This is a genomic window from Helicobacter ailurogastricus (genome assembly GCF_001282945.1).
GTDB lineage: Bacteria > Campylobacterota > Campylobacteria > Campylobacterales > Helicobacteraceae > Helicobacter > Helicobacter ailurogastricus.
The window spans coordinates 350,130-370,642 of the sequence record NZ_CDMG01000002.1 but is presented as its reverse complement, the minus strand read 5'-3'; the positions used below and the strand labels follow the sequence as shown (position 1 = coordinate 370,642).

16 protein-coding genes and 1 tRNA gene are annotated in these 20,513 nt (G+C 48.2%); 6 read left to right on the top strand and 11 right to left on the bottom strand.

The window, feature by feature from the left end; genetic code table 11:
- Position 1: 1 nt before the first annotated feature.
- Positions 2-766 (bottom strand): DsbA family protein, encoded by a 765-nt coding sequence (locus HAL07_RS01965; protein WP_053941639.1) that lies wholly within the window; start codon positions 764-766, stop codon positions 2-4.
- A 91-nt stretch (positions 767-857) separates the two neighbouring features.
- Between HAL07_RS01965 and fliR the strand changes: the two genes are divergently transcribed.
- A complete protein-coding gene (gene fliR, locus HAL07_RS01960) occupies positions 858-1,625 on the top strand; it encodes a flagellar biosynthetic protein FliR (protein WP_053944896.1) in 768 nt (255 codons plus the stop codon).
- A gap of 9 nt (positions 1,626-1,634) precedes the next feature.
- Complete coding sequence (locus tag HAL07_RS01955; protein WP_053944895.1) at positions 1,635-2,798, top strand: molybdopterin molybdotransferase MoeA; 1,164 nt, start codon at positions 1,635-1,637, stop codon at positions 2,796-2,798.
- Here HAL07_RS01955 and HAL07_RS01950 read toward each other — a convergent pair.
- The 6 genes from HAL07_RS01950 to HAL07_RS01925 all read right to left on the bottom strand — a co-directional run bounded on the left by HAL07_RS01950 (position 2,795) and on the right by HAL07_RS01925 (position 12,553).
- Entirely contained in the window at positions 2,795-4,219 is a 1,425-nt protein-coding gene (locus HAL07_RS01950) for an outer membrane family protein (protein ID WP_053941642.1), read from the bottom strand. The two genes, HAL07_RS01955 and HAL07_RS01950, sit on opposite strands and share 4 nt — an antisense overlap.
- Before the next feature lie 91 nt (positions 4,220-4,310).
- On the bottom strand, positions 4,311-5,990 hold the full coding sequence (locus tag HAL07_RS01945; protein WP_053944894.1) for an outer membrane family protein: 1,680 nt from the start codon (positions 5,988-5,990) through the stop codon (positions 4,311-4,313).
- Between the two features lie 268 nt (positions 5,991-6,258).
- A complete protein-coding gene (locus HAL07_RS01940) occupies positions 6,259-7,731 on the bottom strand; it encodes an outer membrane family protein (RefSeq protein WP_274377878.1) in 1,473 nt (490 codons plus the stop codon).
- A 109-nt stretch (positions 7,732-7,840) separates the two neighbouring features.
- Entirely contained in the window at positions 7,841-9,196 is a 1,356-nt protein-coding gene (locus HAL07_RS01935) for an outer membrane family protein (RefSeq protein ID WP_053944893.1), read from the bottom strand.
- Between the two features lie 43 nt (positions 9,197-9,239).
- Positions 9,240-10,769 carry an outer membrane family protein gene (locus HAL07_RS01930; RefSeq protein ID WP_053944892.1) on the bottom strand — a complete coding sequence of 510 codons (1,530 nt, stop codon included), beginning with the start codon at positions 10,767-10,769 and terminating at the stop codon, positions 9,240-9,242.
- A 323-nt stretch (positions 10,770-11,092) separates the two neighbouring features.
- Positions 11,093-12,553: an outer membrane family protein gene (locus HAL07_RS01925; protein WP_082355778.1), complete on the bottom strand. Its 1,461-nt coding sequence runs from the start codon at positions 12,551-12,553 to the stop codon at positions 11,093-11,095.
- A 281-nt stretch (positions 12,554-12,834) separates the two neighbouring features.
- Here HAL07_RS01925 and HAL07_RS01920 point away from each other — a divergent pair, with 281 nt between their 5' ends.
- The 4 genes from HAL07_RS01920 to HAL07_RS01905 all read left to right on the top strand — a co-directional run bounded on the left by HAL07_RS01920 (position 12,835) and on the right by HAL07_RS01905 (position 16,117).
- Positions 12,835-14,214: a S41 family peptidase gene (locus tag HAL07_RS01920; protein WP_053944891.1), complete on the top strand. Its 1,380-nt coding sequence runs from the start codon at positions 12,835-12,837 to the stop codon at positions 14,212-14,214.
- 42 nt (positions 14,215-14,256) lie between these two features.
- Entirely contained in the window at positions 14,257-15,315 is a 1,059-nt protein-coding gene (locus tag HAL07_RS01915; protein ID WP_053941764.1) for a hypothetical protein, read from the top strand.
- Positions 15,305-16,000: a 1-acylglycerol-3-phosphate O-acyltransferase gene (locus tag HAL07_RS01910; protein ID WP_053941646.1), complete on the top strand. Its 696-nt coding sequence runs from the start codon at positions 15,305-15,307 to the stop codon at positions 15,998-16,000. Before HAL07_RS01915 ends, HAL07_RS01910 begins: the two co-directional genes overlap by 11 nt.
- A 41-nt stretch (positions 16,001-16,041) precedes the next feature.
- Positions 16,042-16,117, top strand: a tRNA-Ala gene (locus tag HAL07_RS01905).
- 24 nt (positions 16,118-16,141) lie between these two features.
- Here HAL07_RS01905 and metK read toward each other — a convergent pair.
- The 4 genes from metK to HAL07_RS01885 form a co-directional block, all read right to left on the bottom strand.
- Positions 16,142-17,293, bottom strand: a complete 1,152-nt coding sequence (metK, locus tag HAL07_RS01900; RefSeq protein WP_104707391.1) for a methionine adenosyltransferase — start codon at positions 17,291-17,293, stop codon at positions 16,142-16,144.
- A gap of 6 nt (positions 17,294-17,299) precedes the next feature.
- A complete protein-coding gene (tsf, locus tag HAL07_RS01895; RefSeq protein ID WP_053944890.1) occupies positions 17,300-18,361 on the bottom strand; it encodes a translation elongation factor Ts in 1,062 nt (353 codons plus the stop codon).
- Positions 18,354-19,139 (bottom strand): 30S ribosomal protein S2, encoded by a 786-nt coding sequence (gene rpsB, locus HAL07_RS01890; protein WP_053944889.1) that lies wholly within the window; start codon positions 19,137-19,139, stop codon positions 18,354-18,356. The genes tsf and rpsB overlap by 8 nt, the downstream gene beginning before the upstream one ends.
- Positions 19,140-19,311: 172 nt before the next feature.
- Complete coding sequence (locus HAL07_RS01885; protein WP_053944888.1) at positions 19,312-20,187, bottom strand: HugZ family heme oxygenase; 876 nt, start codon at positions 20,185-20,187, stop codon at positions 19,312-19,314.
- Between the last annotated feature and the right edge of the window lie 326 nt (positions 20,188-20,513).

The window sequence follows — 20,513 nt, the reverse complement described above, 5'->3', positions numbered from 1 at the left end:
GTTATTTTTTGTTCGCTTTGGCTTGGTACTCGTAGAGGAAAGGTACGCCCTTGACCAGCCCCGTGTCTAAAATCTTTTTGGTCACTTTTTCAACTTCTTGGATTTTATCATCGGGGGCATCGGTGGGCTTGTAGGCGATGGCATAGACCTTTTGGAGCAAATCCACTTTGTCCTGAGTGCTGTGGGCTTTTTTGACTTGTTTTAAAATGTCGGCGGCTTTGAGCGTGGATTCATGCCCTAAAAAGCCCACTAAGACCATATGCACATTGGCTTCTTTCAAGCGTTTGTCGATTTGCTCCAATTCGTGGTGGCAGTGCGGACACTTAGGATCGGAGATGATGTAAAGATTTTTTTTCACCCCTGGAGTGGTGGATTTTAGATCGATGGTATAACCCTTAGGCAAGCCCTCAAAAAGAGCGTTCAAAGCGGTGCTATTTTGCTGTTTAAAGTTGTGGCTTTGGGTGCTGTGGTAGAGATCTTGCACAAACTCGGTGTCCTGCTTGCTTTTGCTAAAGAAGATGTTTGTAAGCCCCATGACCAAATCCGCATTTTTATCCACCAAAAGGGGAATGTGGTATTTTGTGTCAGGGTCCTCCACCACCACCACCTGAAACTCTTTATTAGACTTTAGGGGTTTTACCTCAAGCACGCTGACCTTTTTATGGATCTCTTTGTCGATGAGATCCACCACGGCCTGCCCTATTTTGCTCTCCACAGCCCCAAGAAGCCCGGCACACAAGCTTAAAGCACAAAACAATCTACGCATATTTCCCTCTTTCTTTAAGTAAAATTAAAACTAAACGCTCATTCTAACATTAAAAGCCTAATAAAAATCTTGCTGCGCTATAATGCCGGCCATGTTAGACTGGTTAGCTTATATGAGCGATCGCCATGTGCAGGGCTTTTTGCTGCTCTTTTTACGTTTAAGCGGGGTGGTCGCGCTTTTTCCTTTTTTTGACAACAACTTGATCCCCGTGTCTGTGCGCGGGGCCCTTAGCTTTTTCTTGACTTTGGTCTTTTACCCCTCAATACCCCACATGCGCGTGTTTTTGGGGGCTGAGGATTTTTTAATCGCCTGTTTGGCTGAAGTTTTGCTAGGCCTGTGCGCCTCTTTCTTTTTGCATGTGGTTTTCAATGCCATCGCCTTTGCGACAGACACCATTAGTTTTTCTATGGGGCTTACGATGGCTAGCGCCTACGACCCCGTTTCAGGCGCGCAAAAGGCGGTGGTTGGGCAGGTAGTCTTGCTTTTAGCCATTTTAACCATGCTCCAAACCTCCATGCACCATTTGGTGATCTTATGGGTGCAACACAGCCTAGAGCAAGTTCCCTTAGGTGGGTTTGTGCTCACCAACCACATGGTAAAGGCGAGCGTGCAGGCTTTGGGGCATTTGTTTATCGTGGGCTTTAGCATGGCATTTCCCATTTTGGCGGTGGTGATGTTTAGCGACATTGTTTTTGGCATGATCATGAAAACCCACCCGCAATTTAACTTGTTGGCTGTGGGCTTTCCGCTCAAAATCGCCATCGCCTTGATCGGCTTGATTTTAGTTTTAGGCGCGATCATGCACCGCTTTAAAGATGAGCTGTTGCAAGCGTTTAAAACGATCTCTACTTTATTTTAAAGGTTTTTGATGGATTTAATCGCGTTTTCGAAGGCTTTGGAAGTCGGGCTAAAATTACCCCAAGTCAAGTTAGAAGTGCAAGAAGTTCCCTTGCAAGAAGCGCACGGGCGCATTTTGGCACAAGATTTTTACGCCAAAGACCCTCTGCCAAAGGCCACAAACTCGGCGATGGATGGCTTTGGTTTTTGCTTAGAGGACCTGGGCAAGAGCATGCCCATTGGCACAACCATTTATGCCGGCAACCCCCTAGTGGATTTGGCCCCGGGGGCGTGTGTGAAAATCATGACCGGCGCACTCGTGCCTAGTGGGGTGGAGGTGGTCGTGCCTTTAGAAAAAATGCAAGACTTTAACAACACCCACGCCACAGCCCCGCTAGGGTTTATTAAGGGGGCAAACATCCGCTATGAGGGGGAAAATTTTAAGGCGGGGGATTTGCTCTTAAAACAAGGCACACGCTTAAAAATCGGAGACATTGCTCTGCTCGCCTCACAAGGGTGCGCCACTCTAGGCGTTTTTAGAAAATTGAAAGTGGGGGTCTTTAGCAGTGGGGACGAAGTTGTGGGCTTAGGCAGTGTAGCAAAGAAACACCAAGTGTATGACACAAACGGGGTTGTTTTAGTGGCCATGCTGCAAAACTTAGGCTTTGAAGCCACGCATTTAGGGCATCTGCCCGATGACTTGCAAGAGCAAAGCGCACGCTTAAAAGAAGCTTTAATTTGCGATGTGCTCATCAGCAGCGCGGGGGTGAGTGTGGGGGATAAAGACCATTTTAAAGAGGCTTTAGCGCATTTGGGCGCAAAAATCCACTACCACGGGGTGAATGTCAAGCCGGGCAAGCCCATTTTGTGCGCGAGCGTAGGAGGGAAGCTCATCTTTGGCATGCCGGGCAACCCTTTAAGCTGTATCCTCACCTTTTTAGCCCTTGTGCGCCCTGTGCTTTTAAAGCAAGCCGGGGATATGGCGCAAACGCCCTTAATTAAAGCGCGCATGGCAAACTCTTTAAACTTAAAAGGGCAACGCACACATTTAATTTTAGGATGGTTAGAAAAGGGCATTTTCACGCCCTATAAAGACAACACCTATGGGGCGGGGGCGATCGACGCTCTAAGCCGCTCTAACGCCATGGCGTGTGTCAGTGAAACACAAGATCTTTTAGTGTCTTTACTGCCTTAGAGGAGCTGAAAGCCGTAGGTCAAGGTAAACATCAAATGGCTACGGCCTGAATCCACATTATGGGGCAGGCGGGGGGCGAAGTTGTTGATCGCAGGGTCCCATGATCCACAAGTATTGGGCGTGGGGCCATAGCCAAAGCCAAGACAATAGCCCTTTTTGGTGATGTTGTTGTAATACTCCAGTTTCAAATCAAACTTTAAGTTGTAGCGGCTCAAAAAATAGCTTAAAAAAAGTGCCACGCTCTGCTCGTTGGCCCGAGGCGAGCCGGTTAAGCGCCCCAAGACCTTCCAAGTAAAGCCGTGGAAGTGCGAGCCAAAGTATAAAAACCCGTTGAGCGCATCCTTGCCCACGATGTTGTTGATCTCTGCATCGTAAATGCTGTTGGTCCAGATGTTGTAACCTAGAGGGTCGCCATAAATGCCGATGTCGCCATTAGCGTTGCCAATGTTTTTATAAATGCTGCCCCCAAAAATCCACTTGTTGTAATAAAAACGGGAGCGGAAGAAGAGAGTTTGTCCGTCCTTGCCCATTTTCTCTTGTCCAAACAAAATCATGTCATAGCCCCGTCCAGAGGGGGGAAAGAAGGGGAAGAATCCTACAAAAGTGCCCACCCAGCGAAAACCCTTGTCTCTAAAATGGGGGTTGGTGTCGTAGGTGATGTTGATCCCGGGGGCATTCATGCGCCCAAAGATGGAGTAAAAATAGGGATTGACTTTCCAGTGGTTTTTTTGGTATCTAAACTCGGCGATCATTAAGGGCTTGCCGCTGGTGTAGTAACGCCCAAAAGGCCAAAACCAGTCGCTAGATGCAGAAGCCCTCGCATCCGAGTAAAGCACGCGTAATTTATAGTCCTTGTATTTGACAAACCCCTCCACGCCTTGACTAAAAGAAGTGAACCAGTCGTAATCGGAGAGTTCATAACGCCCGCCCTTGATGCCAAAAATATCCTTGTAGTTGTAACTGATGTAGGCATTGTGCACCATCGCGTAGCGGGGTTTTTGCACTTGCAAACCGCTGTGACCCGCAAACCAACCAATATATTCCCAGAATATCCCCCCATCGTGGTTATAATAATTTTTTCCTCCATTGACCGCTGGACCGCCCGGCTGCCCGGGTTGGATGTCGTTGCCTTGATAGGCAGTGGAGTCGTAAGGCAGGGCAGAGAGCATGCCGCCCACTTCGGCGTGTAAGCCCTTGTAAATGTCCATGCTAAGATTCATTTCGGCTAAAAGCGAGGTGTAACTGCCTGTCGGGTAGATAAACTTAGAGGGGTCGTAGCGTTTGTTGTTAAAGCCATACAAGGTGTAACTGCTGAGTTTCCCACTAATGCTCATGTCAAAGGCTAAAACGCGCTCTAAAACAAGGAGCATAAAAACAAGCCACTTATGGGTGGTGCGATTCCCTCTAAATTGTACTTGCATTGGCAACCTAACGAAGGTGATTATGAAAAATCTAAACGGGGTATTATAGCAACAATACCTTAAGGGAAGACCCCCTAAGGTGGATAAAAACCTAGAAGCTGTAGCTGATGTGAGTCATCAAGTGGCTCCGATCTTGCACGACTGTGTGCGCAATACCCCCGGTTTCTTGGGGACCTTGCGCAAAGCCAGAGGCTGAGAACACACCTGTATTCAAGCTCAAAGGTTGCCCCATGTAGCTTAAGAAGCCCACACCTGGGTTATAGCCCGCACGGATGACCTGCATGAACCATTCAAGCTTGATCCCGGCTTTGATGTGTTTGCCAAATTGGTAGTCCAAATACAACGCTAAAGCTTGGCCGTCTGCACGAGGAGCTGTGGTGTATCTTTCGGCCAACTCCCAGTCAAACTTCCCATACACCGCGCCGGTTTTCGCATAAACTGTGAGAGCATCGGCGTCGGTGATGTTGTTGATAGACGCAAACCCTAGTGAGTAGATACCACCGGTCCATTGTTCCACGCCATCGATCGCCACTGGGTTACCATAAGTACCGATGTTCGGGTTTGGGTTACCGATGTTGTCGTAGATACCAAAGCCCACATTGTAGTTGTTGAAGTCTAGGCGCTCTTTAATCAAAATGGTTGCCCCGCCCGGACCTTGTAGGCCGCGCCATTTACCGCCATCTAGGAAAGGGTCCCAAGTGTTATACCTTGCGGCCCCATAGCGGCCCACATGCCCGATGCCTGGGATGTAGTCGTTCGCCCATTGGTACACATACATGGCGTAAAGGGTGGTTTGTGAGCGGAAACCGCGCCCGCTAAACTCGGGGTTGGTGTCGTAATACATTTTGATTTCAGGAGCGGTGAAGACTTTGGGAGAGAACCACACATGCGGGTGGATGGAGAAGTGTTTATTCACTTGGTAAATCACCCCGATTTTGTGTTGCCCCCAAGGTTTTTCCCGGTAGATGGGGAACATCCATTGACCGTCAGCAATACCACGGCCCCAGGAGCTGAACACTTGGAAAGTCAGCTTATTCGTGAGTTTAAACATGCCGTAGAAGCCTTGGGTCAATTGGTAGAACCAGTCGATGTCTTTGACCTGTGTGGTGTCATAGCGCCCAGCGATGATCCAAATTTTGTCGCTTTTGTACTGGACATTCGCCTTGTAGATTTCATACCTGCGCGATTGCCCGGGGGTGTAGGCACTGGCCGGGTAGTAGTTAGGAGCCAAGCCGTTCCATTCCCCCATAAACATATAACCAATACCGCGAGGGTCGGCTACGCCACCGTGTTGCATCGCCCATTGGTAAGAGCCGTACTGCCCACTAGGACTCCAAAAAGGCACACAGAAGCCATTTGCGCTGTCTGGGCCCGTGTAGTTTTTTCCGCAAGCATCCGGATTCTTCCAAGCCTGTGGAACATTGATGCCACTGGCGTATTTGTCGTAACGGGTGTTGTCGTAGGGCATCCCACCCAGCGCGCCGCCCAAGCTCACGCTCCAGCCCTTGCCTAAATGCACGGTGCTTTCTAGCTTGCCTGTCAATTCCACAAAAGTACCGGTCGGGTAAAGCCCCTTGACCGGGTTGATGGGGGAGTTGTTAAATCCCACCTTAGAGAAGTTGATTAAATCTCCATGGACCTCGTAGCTGAGCGCATCCAAGCCACAAACCCCCAAAGAAGAAGAGGCCAGCAGGGCGGGTGTGAGCGTGTTGCGTAGCTTGCGCACCCCCCTTGCTAGTTTATCCCACTTAGAGCCTTTGATTTTCTTCATATCTCGTAACCTTCTTGTTTGTTTTTCTTTATTCATCAGTGTCGCCTTTGTATGCAAGTGCCATTTAACCTTATAGTGTTCAGAAAACTACACAAAACATGCCCGTAAAAACTCTAAAACCGAGCTATGCCCGAGACCATGATTGTGTGAGCGCAATTTTAATGTACTTTGTGTATTTTTTTCTTAAACAAACACAATTTGGTTTAGAAATTTTGTAAGTACATAGAATGTTACTTTAAATGTTTTCTTAACACTAAATCCAAGGACGCTAAAACTTTAAAGTAACATTGGTCATGATGTGGCTGCGGTCTTGATAATTTGCCCTAAAGTCGGGGTTGTTAAATTGGGGTGCGCCAAAGTAGCCCACTTGGTAGCCCTGATGCATTTGCACTCCGTAGTATTCGATTTTAAAGTGCAAGAACACCGAGCGGGTGAAGGCGTAGTCTAAACTTAGGGCTGCGGAGTATTCGTTGCTGCGCCCAATGTGCCCCTGGGCGTTGTGGTTGGCGTTGCTTACGCGTCCAAAGATGTGCCACGCGAATTTTTTATAAATGCTACCTACGGAGCCATAGATGGTTGTGGTGTTGGCATTAGTGGTGGCATCAGCCAGCCCGTCATAAGCCGTGTTGTCCCAAAAGTCAAACCCGATGATGCTCGAGCTCACATAGTTATTGACATAGGAAGTGTTGTTCCCCATGGGCATGGTGTGGCTGCCCAAAAAGGCATCAGAATTGCCAAAGGTGTTGTAAAGCCCTAAGATGATGGCTAGGCGATTCCACCAAAAGGCTTGGCGGATGTTTAAAGTGACTCCATATTTACCCACGAGCGCGCCGTGCTGCGCAGAATCCCAAATGCTGTAAGTTTTTGTGAGCGGGTTGTACCAGCCCGAGTCGTAAATGGGGACCGTTACCATCAAAAGGGTTTGGGAGCGAAAGCCCACCAATTCAAAATTCTTATTCGTGTCGTAGATAAGCTTAAAACCCGGGGCATTGTAGGTCTTGGGCGAAAAATAAAAGAAAGCCTGTGCGCTTAGTTTCTTGTAGTCGTAAGTGGCAGTGATGCCATGCCAGCCGTAGTTGATCATCTGTTTGTTTGGCTTTTCATAAGCGGTTGAGGCGTAAAACTGATAAATCCACGAGTTAAACGCCAAACCCCGTCCATACGAGCTCCACCACCACAATTTGAGATTTTTAATGGGGCGGTAGTAAAACTCAAAGCCCTGATTCGACCCGCTCATGAAGTCAATGTTGGCTTCATAGCGCCCGATCTTAAAGCCAAATTTATTTTTGTAATCGTATTGCAAAAAGGCAGTGTCGAGTACATAGGGCCGAGCGTGGTAAGCCCCAGATGCTTGCGTGAGATACTTGTTAAAAAAGTACCCATGCCAGCCCCCGATAAAGTTATGCACCACAGAGCCATAAACTTGCCCGTCTTGATCCGTTAAATACTTGGTCGAGTCGTAGGGCACGCCTGCCATCGCCCCGCCCAAGCTAAAACTGAGCTTGTGATCTGTTGTGTGCTTGGGCAATAACCCCACTTTCACTTGGGCAAAACCCACAATATCCACAAAACTCTCTGTGGGGAAAATGCCGTACTGGGTGTTGATTTTAGAGTGGTTAAAACCTATTTTAGAGAAGTTGTCTAGCCGTCCCGTGAATTTAAAATCAAAGGCTTTGAGTGGATTCATTAAAAAAGCCAAAGAATAGAGGACATGGCTTAATCTGCGTGTAGCGGTGTGCAATCGAGCTCCTTGTGTTAATATCTAGAGTTGTAGCACAGCTTTGGGGCAACTGGGCTAGTTTGGAAAGGCGCGGGGTGCTTAAGCAATGCTTGAATGTTACAAATCGCCACTAAAATTGCGCTTTAATGGCGGTCATTAAATAACTGCGGTCTTGGTTGGTGGCTGGGGCACTTGGGTCTAGGGTGTACCAGTTGGCGATATTATAGCCCTTGTGGGTGTCCACTTCATTGTATTCAATCTTGATGTTGGTCGAAAAGTAACGGTTCCACTTGATTCCCACATTCCAAGCCACACTTTGCTCGTTAGCCCTAGGTGAGAAGGTCAAGCGCCCCACGAGCCCCCAAAAGAGCTTTTTATACACCCCCCCCATAAAGACAAAACCCGTCACCGCATTGGGTGAAATCATGTTATCCATGAGCCCGCCGTAAACGCTGTTGTCGCGGTAGTCGATGCCAATGGGGCTACCATACCAGTTGATCTTAGCGTTGGCGTTGCCAAAGTTTTGGAAGTATCCCCCGCCAAAATTGTATTGGTTGTAGTCAAAGCGTTGGCGGATGTATAAACTCACCCCGCCCTTACCCAACATAGAGCCCCGATACCATGCATCGTAGAGGTGTGGGCTATAAATAGGAAAGATTACAGTCATGTCGGTTAAGGATTTAAAGCCCAGCCCGTTAAAGCTGGGGTTGCTGTTGTAGTGGAGCTTGACCCCGGGGGTGGTGTAGGTGTTGGGGGAGAAATAGACAAAGCCCACCGCTGAAAATTTCTTGGTGTCAAAATTTAGCCCCACAGCGTGGATGCCCAAATCGACCACTTGGCCTTTTTTATTGGTGGTGGTGATGGGGGCGTACCAAGGGCGGATAAATTCCCCCACCGCCAAAGCCCGCCCAAAAGAGCTAAACCAGCGCAATCTAAAATAGGGGCGGAATTTATAAGAGACTTCAAACCCTTCTGTGTATCCGCTTAAAAAAATCGTTTTAGAAAGGTAGCGGCCGGCAATGATGGTTAAAACATGCCCATAGTCGTAGCGCAAAAAAGCGTTGTAGAGCACATAGGGACGGGCTTGTTGCGTGGATTCTATATTGGACTTTTTCCAAGGGGCGTTGCCCAAAAACCCCCACCAACGCCCAAAATAGTAGTAAATCTTAGAGCCATAGAGCTGCCCGGTGCTCTGATCGATTAAAGTTTTAGTCGAATTGTAGGCCAATCCACCGATGCTGCCACCCAACCCTGCACTGAGCTTATAATTCTCATTCTCCCACAAACTCGCATCCACTTGGGCCTTGAGCGTTAGGGTTACAAAGCTCTCTGTAGGGAAAATGCCCTCTTTAGAGTTGATGGGGGAGTGGTTGAAACCGACCTTAGAAACCGACTCGCTTGTCCCGCTGAATTTGTAATCAAAAGCCCCCAAAGTGCTCGCACAGCATGCGCAAAAGAACAAGCCTTTACGGCACATTAAGCCCATACAAACCCCCAAGGATTCAAAATTCCACGACCAAAACTTTAAACTAAAGCTTCACTTTAATCTCGGTAAAAATATGGCTTCTATCTTGGTCGGTGGCAGGTTGATCGGGCAAGAAAGGGCCATTCCAACCCACTTTATAGCCATGGTGTATCAACTGGTTATAGTATTCTATTTTAATGTCGGCGTAAAAATGTTTGGAAAACTCGTAACCAACGTTGAACGCAAAGCTTTGCTCATCCGCTCTAGGTCCATAGGTTAAACGGCCGATCAAACCCCAAAGCCATTTTTTATACACCCCCCCGCCAAAGAGAAAGCCCGTGAAAGCGTTAGAGTCCATCATGTAAGAGAGGGAGTTAATGGTGTTGGCATAGACCGTGTTTGTCCAAAAGTCAAAGCCTAAGCGGCTCCCGTGGTAGCCAATCATGTAGTTGGCGTTGCCAAAATTTTGGTAAATCCCGCCCCCAAAGTTGTATTGGTTGTAGTCAAAACGCTGTTTGATCATCAAGCTGTGGGCGTTTCTACCCGAGAGCATCCCAAATTGGTAGGTGTTCCAAAAACGGGGTGCGTAAAAGGGGTTTAAGACCGTGATGTCGGTTTGCGAGCGCCAACCAACCCCCTTAAATTTGGGGTTGCTATCATACATGAGAGTAAAGCATGGGCTATATTCGTTGTTGGGCGAAAAATAGACAAAGGGCACGACACTAAAGCCCTTGTATTCCCAAGTGATGTAAAAAGCATGCACCCCGGGGTTGATCTTTTTGCCATTGGCGAGCGTGTAAGTTTTAGGCGAGTAAAAATTATAAAGCCATTCGTTGTAAGCAAAGCCACGGCCAAAGGAGCTAAACCACCAAAACTTAAAGTTTCTCAACTTTAAAGTCATGTCCAAGCCTTGCGTGTAACCACTCATGTAGTCAGCGGGAGATTCGTAACGCCCGCCCCTGAATCTAAAGATATCCTTATAAGAATAGTCAATATAGGCGTTGTAGATCACATAATTGCGGGCGTTATCAGCATAGCCTTGCACACAATCAGCGGCATTCACCCCCCCAATAACTGTCGCATCTGACATGGCTTGCAGTTGGGCTGCGCTTTTGCCTGCGTAGTCGGAAGCGCTACCGCCCCCTGCCCCATACCAGCACTTTGCCCAAGGCTTTTGCCCCACGAGCCCACCCCAGTAACCAAAGTAGTTCCAAGCCATGCTTCCATAGGGCTTGCCCGTAACTTGGTTAATGGCGTATTTCGTGCCATCGTAGAGCAAGCCCCCACCAAACCCGCCTAGACTCCCTGACATGTGGTGTCCATTGGCGGTTGCACTTTTGGGCATGAGTTCGGGAAAATCTAATTGCAAATACGCCACGATGGTCGCAAAAGTTTCTGTGGGGTAGAGGCCTTTATTGGTGTTGATGGGTTTATTGTTAAATCCAATTTTAGAGAAAGACTCCGCACCTGCCTTGAATTTGGCAAAAGACTCCAAATTGCGCAAATCTAAGTGCTTCCAATCCAAAGCCGAAGTTTGGGACGCAAGCCCCAACCAAGCCACTAAATTTTTAGAGAGCGACACAACTCTTTTCATCACAATCCTTTAATGTGCGTGATCTGTGTGTAACACAACGGGTTTAAAAACTCTTGGAAAACCTAAAACCAAATCGGGCGTGTTACCCTTAGCAACACCTAATGCCTAGGAGCTGCATGCAGTCCAAAACTCTCCTCTCTTTCATGATGTAAGGACGGGGGCAAGTAATGAAAGAAGAAAGGCCTAATGGGGATGTTAAGCTGGTTGTGGGGTAACCCATCAAATCTCCTTAAAACGAAAATAATTTAACGGCCATTCACTCTCGTGTGTCTGATTCTAGCAAGTTCTTGCTTAAAACACCCCACTTTTTCCTAGCAAAATGGCTAAAAAGAAGCGATGAGGTTGGTGTAGAGTGCGCTGCGGTCTTGATAACCTCCGCCACAATAAGTAACGCATGGCCCGTTTAAGCCCGCTTGGTAGCCCTTATTCGTATGTACTCCATAATAGGCTAAGTCGATCGTGGCCTTGAGTACTTGGTTAAAGGTGTACCCCAGTGTGAGCATGTAACGCGCTTCCCACGCCACAGGCGCACTGGTCCATTGCCACTGCATGCGCCACAAGAATTTTTTATTAAAATGTGTGGCTCCATAGGCGATGGCTCCCGTTACAGCATCGGCCTTCAACGCCGTGCCAGCCGTGCCGGCGTAAATGCTATTGCCCCCTAAGAGTACGCCCGCCGGGTTACCCATATTGCCCACATAGGCGTTAGTGTTGCCAAAATTTTTATAAAAAGTCCCCACCAAATAAAAGTTGTTGTAATCGAAACGTTGGCGCAAAATCAAGCTCTGGCCGGTGGGGGTTATGGGGTTATCGTATTTGTAAATGGGCGCGCCTTTGTTATTGAGCACCATCCAAGGCTCATACATGGGAAAAATAGCGATGATGTGGCTATCTGATCGAAAGCCCTTGCCATCAAAATTGGGGTTGGTGTCCCAACCAAACTGAAAACCCGGAGCGTTAAAAACCTTGGGCGAGAAGTAATAGAAAAACTCGGCCAAAAATTTATGGTTGTTGTAAATCAAGCGGGTGGCGTGCGTGCCATAGGAGAGTTGGTATCCATGTGGAGTCCAGCCCCCACGGGTGTTCTTTGTCCAATTGCCGCTATAAGATGTCCTAGGGGCATACCAATTGATTAAAAACCCACTGCCCACGATTGCCCTGCCAAAAGAGCTAAACCAAATCAAGCGGGCGTGTTTATACTGGCCAAAGGCTTCAAAACCCTGCGTTTTCCCGCTTCTATAAGGCATGGTGGAGGTGTAGCGTCCGCCCTTGATCCCAAAGACATCTTTGTATTGGTATTCTAAGAACGCATCGCTCCAAATGTAGGTTTTAGCCAATGCGCGTTTTTTATTATTTTTAATGTCAATGCTGTCCGTGCTCAAAACATTAGAAGATCCCCCTAAATATCCATCGTAGAAACCATATAGATTGTAGATTTCGCTCCCACCCTCAAGTTTTTTAGTGCTGTCGTAGAAAACCCCGCCGACCATGCCCCCGATCCCGCCTTTAAGGCTGTGGGGAGACTTTTGGGGCAATAAACTAAAGCTTAAATCTAAATACCCCGCCACTGTGGCGTATTGTTGCATGGGATAAAGGCCTCTTCTGCGCTTAATCGCTCTGGTGTTGAACCCAATTTGAGAGGTCTGCTCGGCTCGGCCACTAAACTTGTATTCAAACGCATCTAAAGAGCTTGCAAAGAAGATCAACGAGCCACAAACATACGCCAAGACCGAGAAGTTGGATTTGATGTCTATATCTTGCTGTGTTTCGTGCCTGTCTTGCATGGGACTCCTTTGCCATCTTGACAAATCGCGTAAAGACCTTTTCTAGCCCGTAGCTAGAAGTGCTTTAGCACCAAAATTATAATGAAAAACTCTGTTAGAGTGGTGCTAAATTTTTGCTTGCGAGTCGTGGATAGAAATAACGCTACGCAAAGTAACCAACCCTGTAAGGGGGTTTAAGCTTTAGCCAACCCGCAGGGGGTTTGTGTGGGATAATTGTAAAATTGCTTAATTTTCGATAAAATGGGGCCTTTTGATGCGAGAATTAAAACATAAGGGAATCGATGAATAAGTATTTTACGATGGGGGTTGTGTCGTCTATTTTAAGTGTGTGGCTGGTGGCGCACAATTTGCCCCAACAAGAAGTGGCGCAAGACACCCCCCACACCAAGAGCTTTAAAAAAAATAGCAAGCCAACGACTCAAGAGCGGCTCAATGCCTTAAAAAAATTCTCTAGCGTGGTGGAACAAATCGAACGCTACTATGTGGATGAGGTCAGCATTAACGACATTGTCGATAAGGCCATCGATGGGTTGATGACGAATTTAGACGCGCACTCGTCCTACTTAACGCCTAAAAAATTCCGCGATTTTAGAGCCCAAACCGAGGGCGAATTTGGCGGGTTGGGCATCACTGTGGGTATCCGCGATGGCGCGCTCACCGTGATCGCCCCGCTGGATGACACCCCCGCCTTTAGAGCCGGGATCAAAGCGGGCGATGTGATCTTAAAGATCAACCAAGAGAGCACGCTAAACATGAGCATTGATAATGCCGTCAATCTCATGCGCGGCAAGCCAAAAACCCCCATTGAGCTCACTTTAGTGCGTAAGTCTGAGCCCAAACCCATTGTGGTGAAGATGTTGCGCGACATCATTAAGATCAAATCCGTGCATGCCAAAAAGATCGAGGGTACGCACTTCTTGTATGTGCGGGTCAATTCGTTTGATCGCAATGTGGTTAAGGGAGTGCTTACCGAGTTAAGCAAGGCTAGAAATTTACAAGGCATTGTGCTAGACCTGCGCTCCAATCCGGGCGGGCTTTTAAACCAAGCTATTGACTTGTCTAATCTCTTCATCAAGCATGGCGTCATCGTGTCGCAAAAAGGGCGGATCAAATCTGAGGACATCGAATATAGAGCCAACGGCAAAGCCCCCTATCCTAATCTTCCCATCGCGGTTTTAGTCAATGCCGGCACAGCAAGTGCCAGCGAGATCGTTTCAGGGGCCCTGCAAGATCACAAGCGGGCGATCATCATTGGGGAGAGCACCTTTGGTAAAGGCAGCGTGCAAACCACTTTCCCCGTGGGTAGAGACGAGGCGATTAAGATCACCATCGCCCGCTACTATTTACCCAGCGGGCGCACGATCCAAGCGGTGGGGATTAAGCCAGACATTGTGGTCCATCCGGGCAATGTCCCCCAAGACGAAAGCAAATTCAGCATCAAAGAGGCGGATTTAAAACACCATTTGCAACAGGAATTGCAATCGCTAAACAACAAATCTGAGAGCAAAAAATCCGAGCATGGCAAAAAGGGTGAAAATAAAGAGGATAAGCCCATCACCCAAAAAGACATCAACGCCGACATCCAGCTAAAAACCGCCATCGACACCCTAAAAGTTTGGGACATCTTAACCGCCCCACAAAAAGAGAGCGCGCATAAGTAGGCCATTGTGAGGGTGGGGCTAGCGCGCTATCTCTTAGGCTTCTTGTTTTTTTTAGTCGGGTTGCAAGGCGAGGAAGTTCAGGCTAAGGTCGTGTATGTCAAGGTGGCTAATTTGCAAGAATTGACTGGCAAGCCCGTGTATATCGGACAACGCATCAGCGTGCAGTATCGCTTGATGCTCTTTTCTCAAGCCAAGTTTCTAGGGGCGGCTCTAGAAAACCTGCCCGATCCCAAAAAACTTCAACGGATCAACTTCACCCCCACTTGGCTAGACACAGGCAATGGCACTTTCAGCGCAACCTACGATTACAAAGTTTTAGGCACAAAAGCAGTTGTTCCCGCCCTTAAAGTGAGTGCTTTTGTGCAAAATCAGGGCTATTTAGATAAATCTAGCGCGCCGGCTATCCCCTTGCAGGTGGTCGATCTCTCAGCGCACCCCAATTACACAGGGGTGGTGGCGCAGAGTTTTAAACTCGTAGGTTATAAGGTCAAGGAGTACGACACCGCCCACAATATTTTAGTCTTTGAGTTGCAAACAAGGGGGGCGAATCTAGAGGATTTTAAAATCCCGGGCGGATTCAAGCAAGGCTTTGAAAGCAGCCGTTTAGGCGCAGGGGATGCCAGTGGGGTTTATTATTGCATTTTGCCAAAGGGCATGCAAAACCTGTCTTTTAATTATTTTTCCTTGCAAGAGGCGCAGTTTAAAGAGTTGCATTTTTCGCTCATCCCCATTGAAGAAAGTGTGAGCACGCAGAGCAACCTAAAACCCAAGAATAATTTATTGCTCTTTTCGAATATCTTTTTAATGACTTTGTTGCTCGTGGTTGTGGTGTGCTATTTTCTCACCAGCTATAAAAACGCCACCTTGGTTGTGGCTGTTTTGCTCTTGGGAGTCTTGCTGTGGAATATCCTTTCCACTTACCGCACGGGGATTTTAAGGGCGCAAGCAGCGATTAAAATCTTGCCCACGCAAAATTCAACTTTATTGGCGATCCCTAAAGAGGCCTTGCATGTCAAAATCATAGGCGAGCATGCCAAGTATTATAAAATCATGACCGATGATGAAAAAATTGGTTGGGTGAGGAAAGAAGATGTGGAGTAAAATTCGGGGCATTTATGCTTTGTTGGTTGTGGGTTTAGGGCTAGGCTTTATTATTCTAATGAATTTTTTAACCCGTAAGCGCAACAACTCCCGCCAAACCCGCAAATGGTGCCGATCTTTCTTCCCACTCATGGGCTCGCCTTTGGAGAAAGTCGGGGAATTTGATTTGAGCGCGGATTTGATCGTCTTAAACCACCAAAGCATCATCGACATCATCTGCCTAGAGGCCTACCACCCCCGCAACATCTGCTGGATCGCCAAAAAAGAATTGGGCGACATCCCCTATTATGGCTACGCGCTCAAAACCCCCCAGATGATTTTAATCGATAGAGAGGATCGGCGCGGGTTAGCATCTTTGATTAAAATTGCCAAAGAAAAGCTCGAGCAAGATCGCCCCTTGGTGATCTTTCCTGAGGGGACAAGGGGCAGGGGGGCTGAAAAATTCTTGCCTTTTAAACCAGGGGCTAGGGTTTTGGCAGAGAAATTGCACTTAAAAATCCAGCCCATCCTCTTATTCAACACCCGCAAGATTTTTAACACCAAACCCATAGAATCGCAGGCCACGCACCTACGCATGGTGCTCATGCCCGCCTTCACGCCCGACTTAAGCACAGACTGGTATGCCAAATTAGAGCAAGACATGCAAGCAGAGTACAACAAACACTATCAGGAGCTCAATGGTTAGACTTGCATTTTAATAAAATCTGTGCTACAATGCTTGCTTTTGGGGTGTTAGCTCAGCTGGGAGAGCGCAACGCTGGCAGCGTTGAGGTCAGGGGTTCGATCCCCCTACACTCCACCACTTCCTAAAATCTAAAAACCTTGATTATTTGCTTAAGAAGTCGGCGATCGCTGTGGCTTTGTCGGTTTGCTCCCAACTAAACCCTTCGCGCCCAAAGTGTCCGTAAGTCGCCGTTTGACGGTAAATGGGGCGCAGTAAATCCAAACTCTCAATGATCCCTTTTGGGGTAAGTTTAAAGAGCGTGCGCACACACGCCTCAAGCGCTTGGGGGCTGTGTGTACTGGTGTGGTGGGTGTTGATATAGACAGAGACGGGATCGACAATGCCTATGGCGTAAGCCAGTTGTACCGTGGCGCGCTGGCACACCCCACTAGCCACTAAATTTTTAGCGATGTAGCGCGCCATATAAGCCGCGCTGCGATCGACTTTAGAGGGGTCTTTTCCGCTAAACGCCCCGCCCCCGTGCGGACAAGAGCCCCCATAGGTATCCACGATGATCTTGCGCCCCGTCAAGCCCGCATCGCCTTGTGGTCCGCCGATGACAAATTTACCCGTAGGGTTGATGTGGTATTTGATGTTGTCGTCTAAAAACTCTTTGGGCAGGACCTTATAAACGATCTCTTCAATCACGGACTCGCGCAAGTGTTTTTGATCGACTTCAGGCGAGTGTTGGGTAGAAACCACGATTGTATCGATACCCACGGGTTTATCGTCTTCATAGCGGATCGTCACCTGCGCCTTGCCATCGGGGCGCAAAAAAGGCAAAGTTGCGCTTTTGCGCGCGCGGGCAAGCCCTAAGGTGATGGCGTGCGCTAGGCTAATGGCTAGGGGCATGTATTGGGGGGTTTCATTGCAAGCGTAGCCAAACATCAAGCCCTGATCGCCCGCCCCCACTTCGCCATCCAAGCGATCCACGCCCTGATTGATGTCCGGGCTTTGCTCGCCGATTCCATTGAGCACCGCTGCACTGCGGTAGTCAAAGCCATAGAGTGCGTCCGTGTAGCCGATGTCTTTGACCACTCCTCTTGCGATCTCTTGCATGGGGGCGTAGATGTTGGTCTTAAGTTCGCCTGTGATGATACAAAACCCATTAGCCAATAAGGTTTCGCACGCCACGCGGGCGTTCTTGTCCCGCTCAATGATGTAATCTAAAACGGCATCGCTGATTTGATCTGCCATTTTATCCGGATGCCCCTCTGTCACCGATTCTGAGGTGAAAAGATAAGAGCCCATCAACTCCCCTTACTTCATTTGTGCCGCCACTTCGGCAGCAAAGTCCTCGCTTTTCTTTTCAATCCCCTCGCCCACTTCAAAGCGGATGTACTCCACGATGCGGACTTCGTCGTGGATTTGCGCGCTTTTTTCATCCAAGACTTGTTGGATGGTCTTTTTATCGTCCATCACAAAGAATTGCCCGAGCAAGGCGAGTCGTTGATCTAAAAGCGTGTTGTCGGCGATGAATCGCTCCATTTTGCCCGGAATGATCTTGTCAAAGATTTTTTCAGGCTTACCTTGATCCCTTAATTCTTGCTTATAGGCCTCTTCTTGTTTGGCTAGAATGTCTGCCGTTAGCTCGGCACGGCTCACATAGGTGGGGATGTGTTTAAGTGGTTTGCCCAAGCGTTTAGCCTCTTCATTTTCCTTTTCAAGCTCGGCCACAAGAGCCAATTTTTCCTTAGCGATGAAATCGGGGCTGAAGGATTTGTAATCCAACACCACAGGTTTCATGGCCGCCGCGTGCATGGCGATGTGGCGGGCCAATTCGCGCAGCTTATCGGCGTTGGCGGGGTTGTTGTGGGCGATTTTAATGATCGCGCCCACGCGGTGGTTGGCGTGCAAATAGCCATTGAGGACTTCATTTTGCCCCGCTTGCACGCAAGCTAGGCGGCGTACCACGATGTTTTCCCCGATTTTAGCGACCGCAGAGTGCAAATAGGATTCGTAAGCCTGCCCCTCGATTTGGAGTTGGTACAATTCTTGGGTGTTTTTGGGTTGCTTGTTTTTGGCAAGCTCTAAGGATTTAGCCACTAGGTCTTTAAAGTGGTCGTTCTTAGCCACAAAGTCGGTTTCGCTGTTGATCTCTAGCATGGTGGCGTTGTTGCCCTCCACCGCCAAAGCCACCACGCCCTCGCCCGCCACGCGATCGGCTTTTTTGATCGCCTTACTTAGGCCCTTTTCACGCAGGTAAGCGACCGCTTTTTCTAAATCCGCCCCACACTCCACAAGGGCTTTTTTGCAATCCATCATGGGCGCATCGGTCATTTCTCTTAGTTGCTTGACTTGTGCGGCACTGACACTACTCATGGTCTGCTCCCTCCTCTTCTTGGGCGATTTCTTCTAAGACTTCCTCTTTCTCAGCCTCACTAGCTGCCTGAACTTCCTCAACCGCTTCCTCACTGCGCCCCACAAGCTCGCGCCCCTCAGTGATTGCCTCTGCCATTTCTTTACAGAAAAGGCCGATGGAGCGGATTGCATCGTCATTGCCCGGGATCGGGTAATCCACCAGATCGGGGTCGCAATTCGTGTCTAGGGGGGCGATGATGGGGATGCCAAGGCGGCGCGCCTCAGCCACGGCGATTTTTTCCTTCACCACATCCACGATAAACATCATGTCGGGCATCTTTTTCATGTGGCGCACCCCGCCCAAATACTTTTCAAGCTTCTCTTTTTTGCGTAAGATCATGAGTTTTTCTTTTTTGGTGAGCAGGTCGATTTGCCCGCTGCTCTCCATTTCCTCCATGATTTCAAGCTTACGCACAGACTTTCGAATGGTGCTAAAATTGGTGAGCATGCCACCTAACCAGCGGTAATTGACATAGGGGACATTGACTCGCGTTGCGTACTCTTTGAGTGCATCGCTGGCTTGTTTTTTTGTGCCTACAAACATGATGGTTTTGCCCTCTGCGCTCGCATCGCGGACAATATTATACGTGTAGCGGAAATAGCGCAAGGTTTTTTGTAAATCGATGATGTGGATGTTCTTACGCACACCAAAGATAAAACGGGCTGTCTTGGGGTTCCAGCGCCTAGTTTGGTGCCCAAAATGCACCCCACATTCCAATAAATCCTTCATGGTGATCATGATCTGCTCCTTAAAGTTTGCCGCCACGCTCCCTAAAAACACTTCAAGGTGGAGCGTGTGTGATTTTTAATACAAGGCGAGTGCGCATTCTAGCGCAAAAAGAATAAAGGCAAAATTAATCTAAGCGCACCCGCTAGGTGCGCCCTGCGCTGTCTAGCTTAAAGTGTGGGCTTTAAGCGTGGGGGTGGGCACTGTGTGGGTGTGCGCCGTGTGGGTGTGCGCCGTGTGGGTGTGCGTGGGGATTTGCTCCATAGGGATGTGCGCCGTGTGGGTGTGCACCTTTGGTGTGGGGGTTGCCCTTTGCCCCGACATAGGAGATGTGCCCGTGAGCGTCAATGTCGTAAGCCTGTCCAAAACCTTTGACAAACCGCCCTTTAAGAAACTCTAGTTTAATCAAGTGGAAGTCTTGCATGTGGCGGATGGTTTCTAGGCCCCGTCCTTTGCCGTGTTTGGCTAAGAAGTTGTCATAAACCCTGTCAAACTCCTCGCCCCTTTCGATGAAGTGCAACTTGGTCCTGTAACGCAAACGGCGGCGTAAAATGGGCGATTTTGCGCTCGCTTCATCTTCTAAAAACATGACTTCTACATTATCAGGGTGCGCTTTAAGACTTTTAAAGTGTTCGGCAACCTCGCTCACATAAATGTAAAAATGCTTGTGGTCGTGGTGTTCATCAAAGAGAAGCGCGCTATATGAGCAAATCACTTCGTTTTCAGGACTTAAGCTGGCGATACACACGCTGCTAAAGCCCTCTCTAAATTTTTCTAAATCCTCTTTGACCCCTTTAATGTCTGTGGTTTCACTAATGGAAGTGCAAAGCCCGATGATGGCGTTTTTAATGCCCTCGTTGTCTGCGACTTTAGCGGGGTAATCGATTTTCAACACGCCCTCTTTACCCTCAAGGTTGTAGCCGATTTCAATATGCGTTAGGGTGGCTGTTTTGAGATGTACACCCCGCGCGCCTTTGACTTGCCCAAATTTTGCCAATAAAGCCTCCATGTCTTTAACATGGTTTTTGTTCATGTGATCTAGGATAAATTGAATATCCATTTCAAACTCCTTGTTATGATTAAAAGGCACGCCATTATAACACTCTAAGATTAATAAAATCTTATTTTTGACAAATAATGAGAAAATAGAGGGTTGGTGTTGCCAAAACCCAAATAAGTTTTAGTGGATTCATCTCTAACATTTATGGGTTTTGATCTATGCCACCCAAATAAGAGCACTTCCAGCCGATGCGAGGATTGCAGGGGGTGATGGTCTTTTTGGTCTTGTGTGCGAACGATGGACAAGAAGGGTTGCAAAAACGCCAAAGAGACTTTTTGGAAATGAGGCATTTTAAACGTTGTTTAGGGCATTAAAGCTTTTAGACG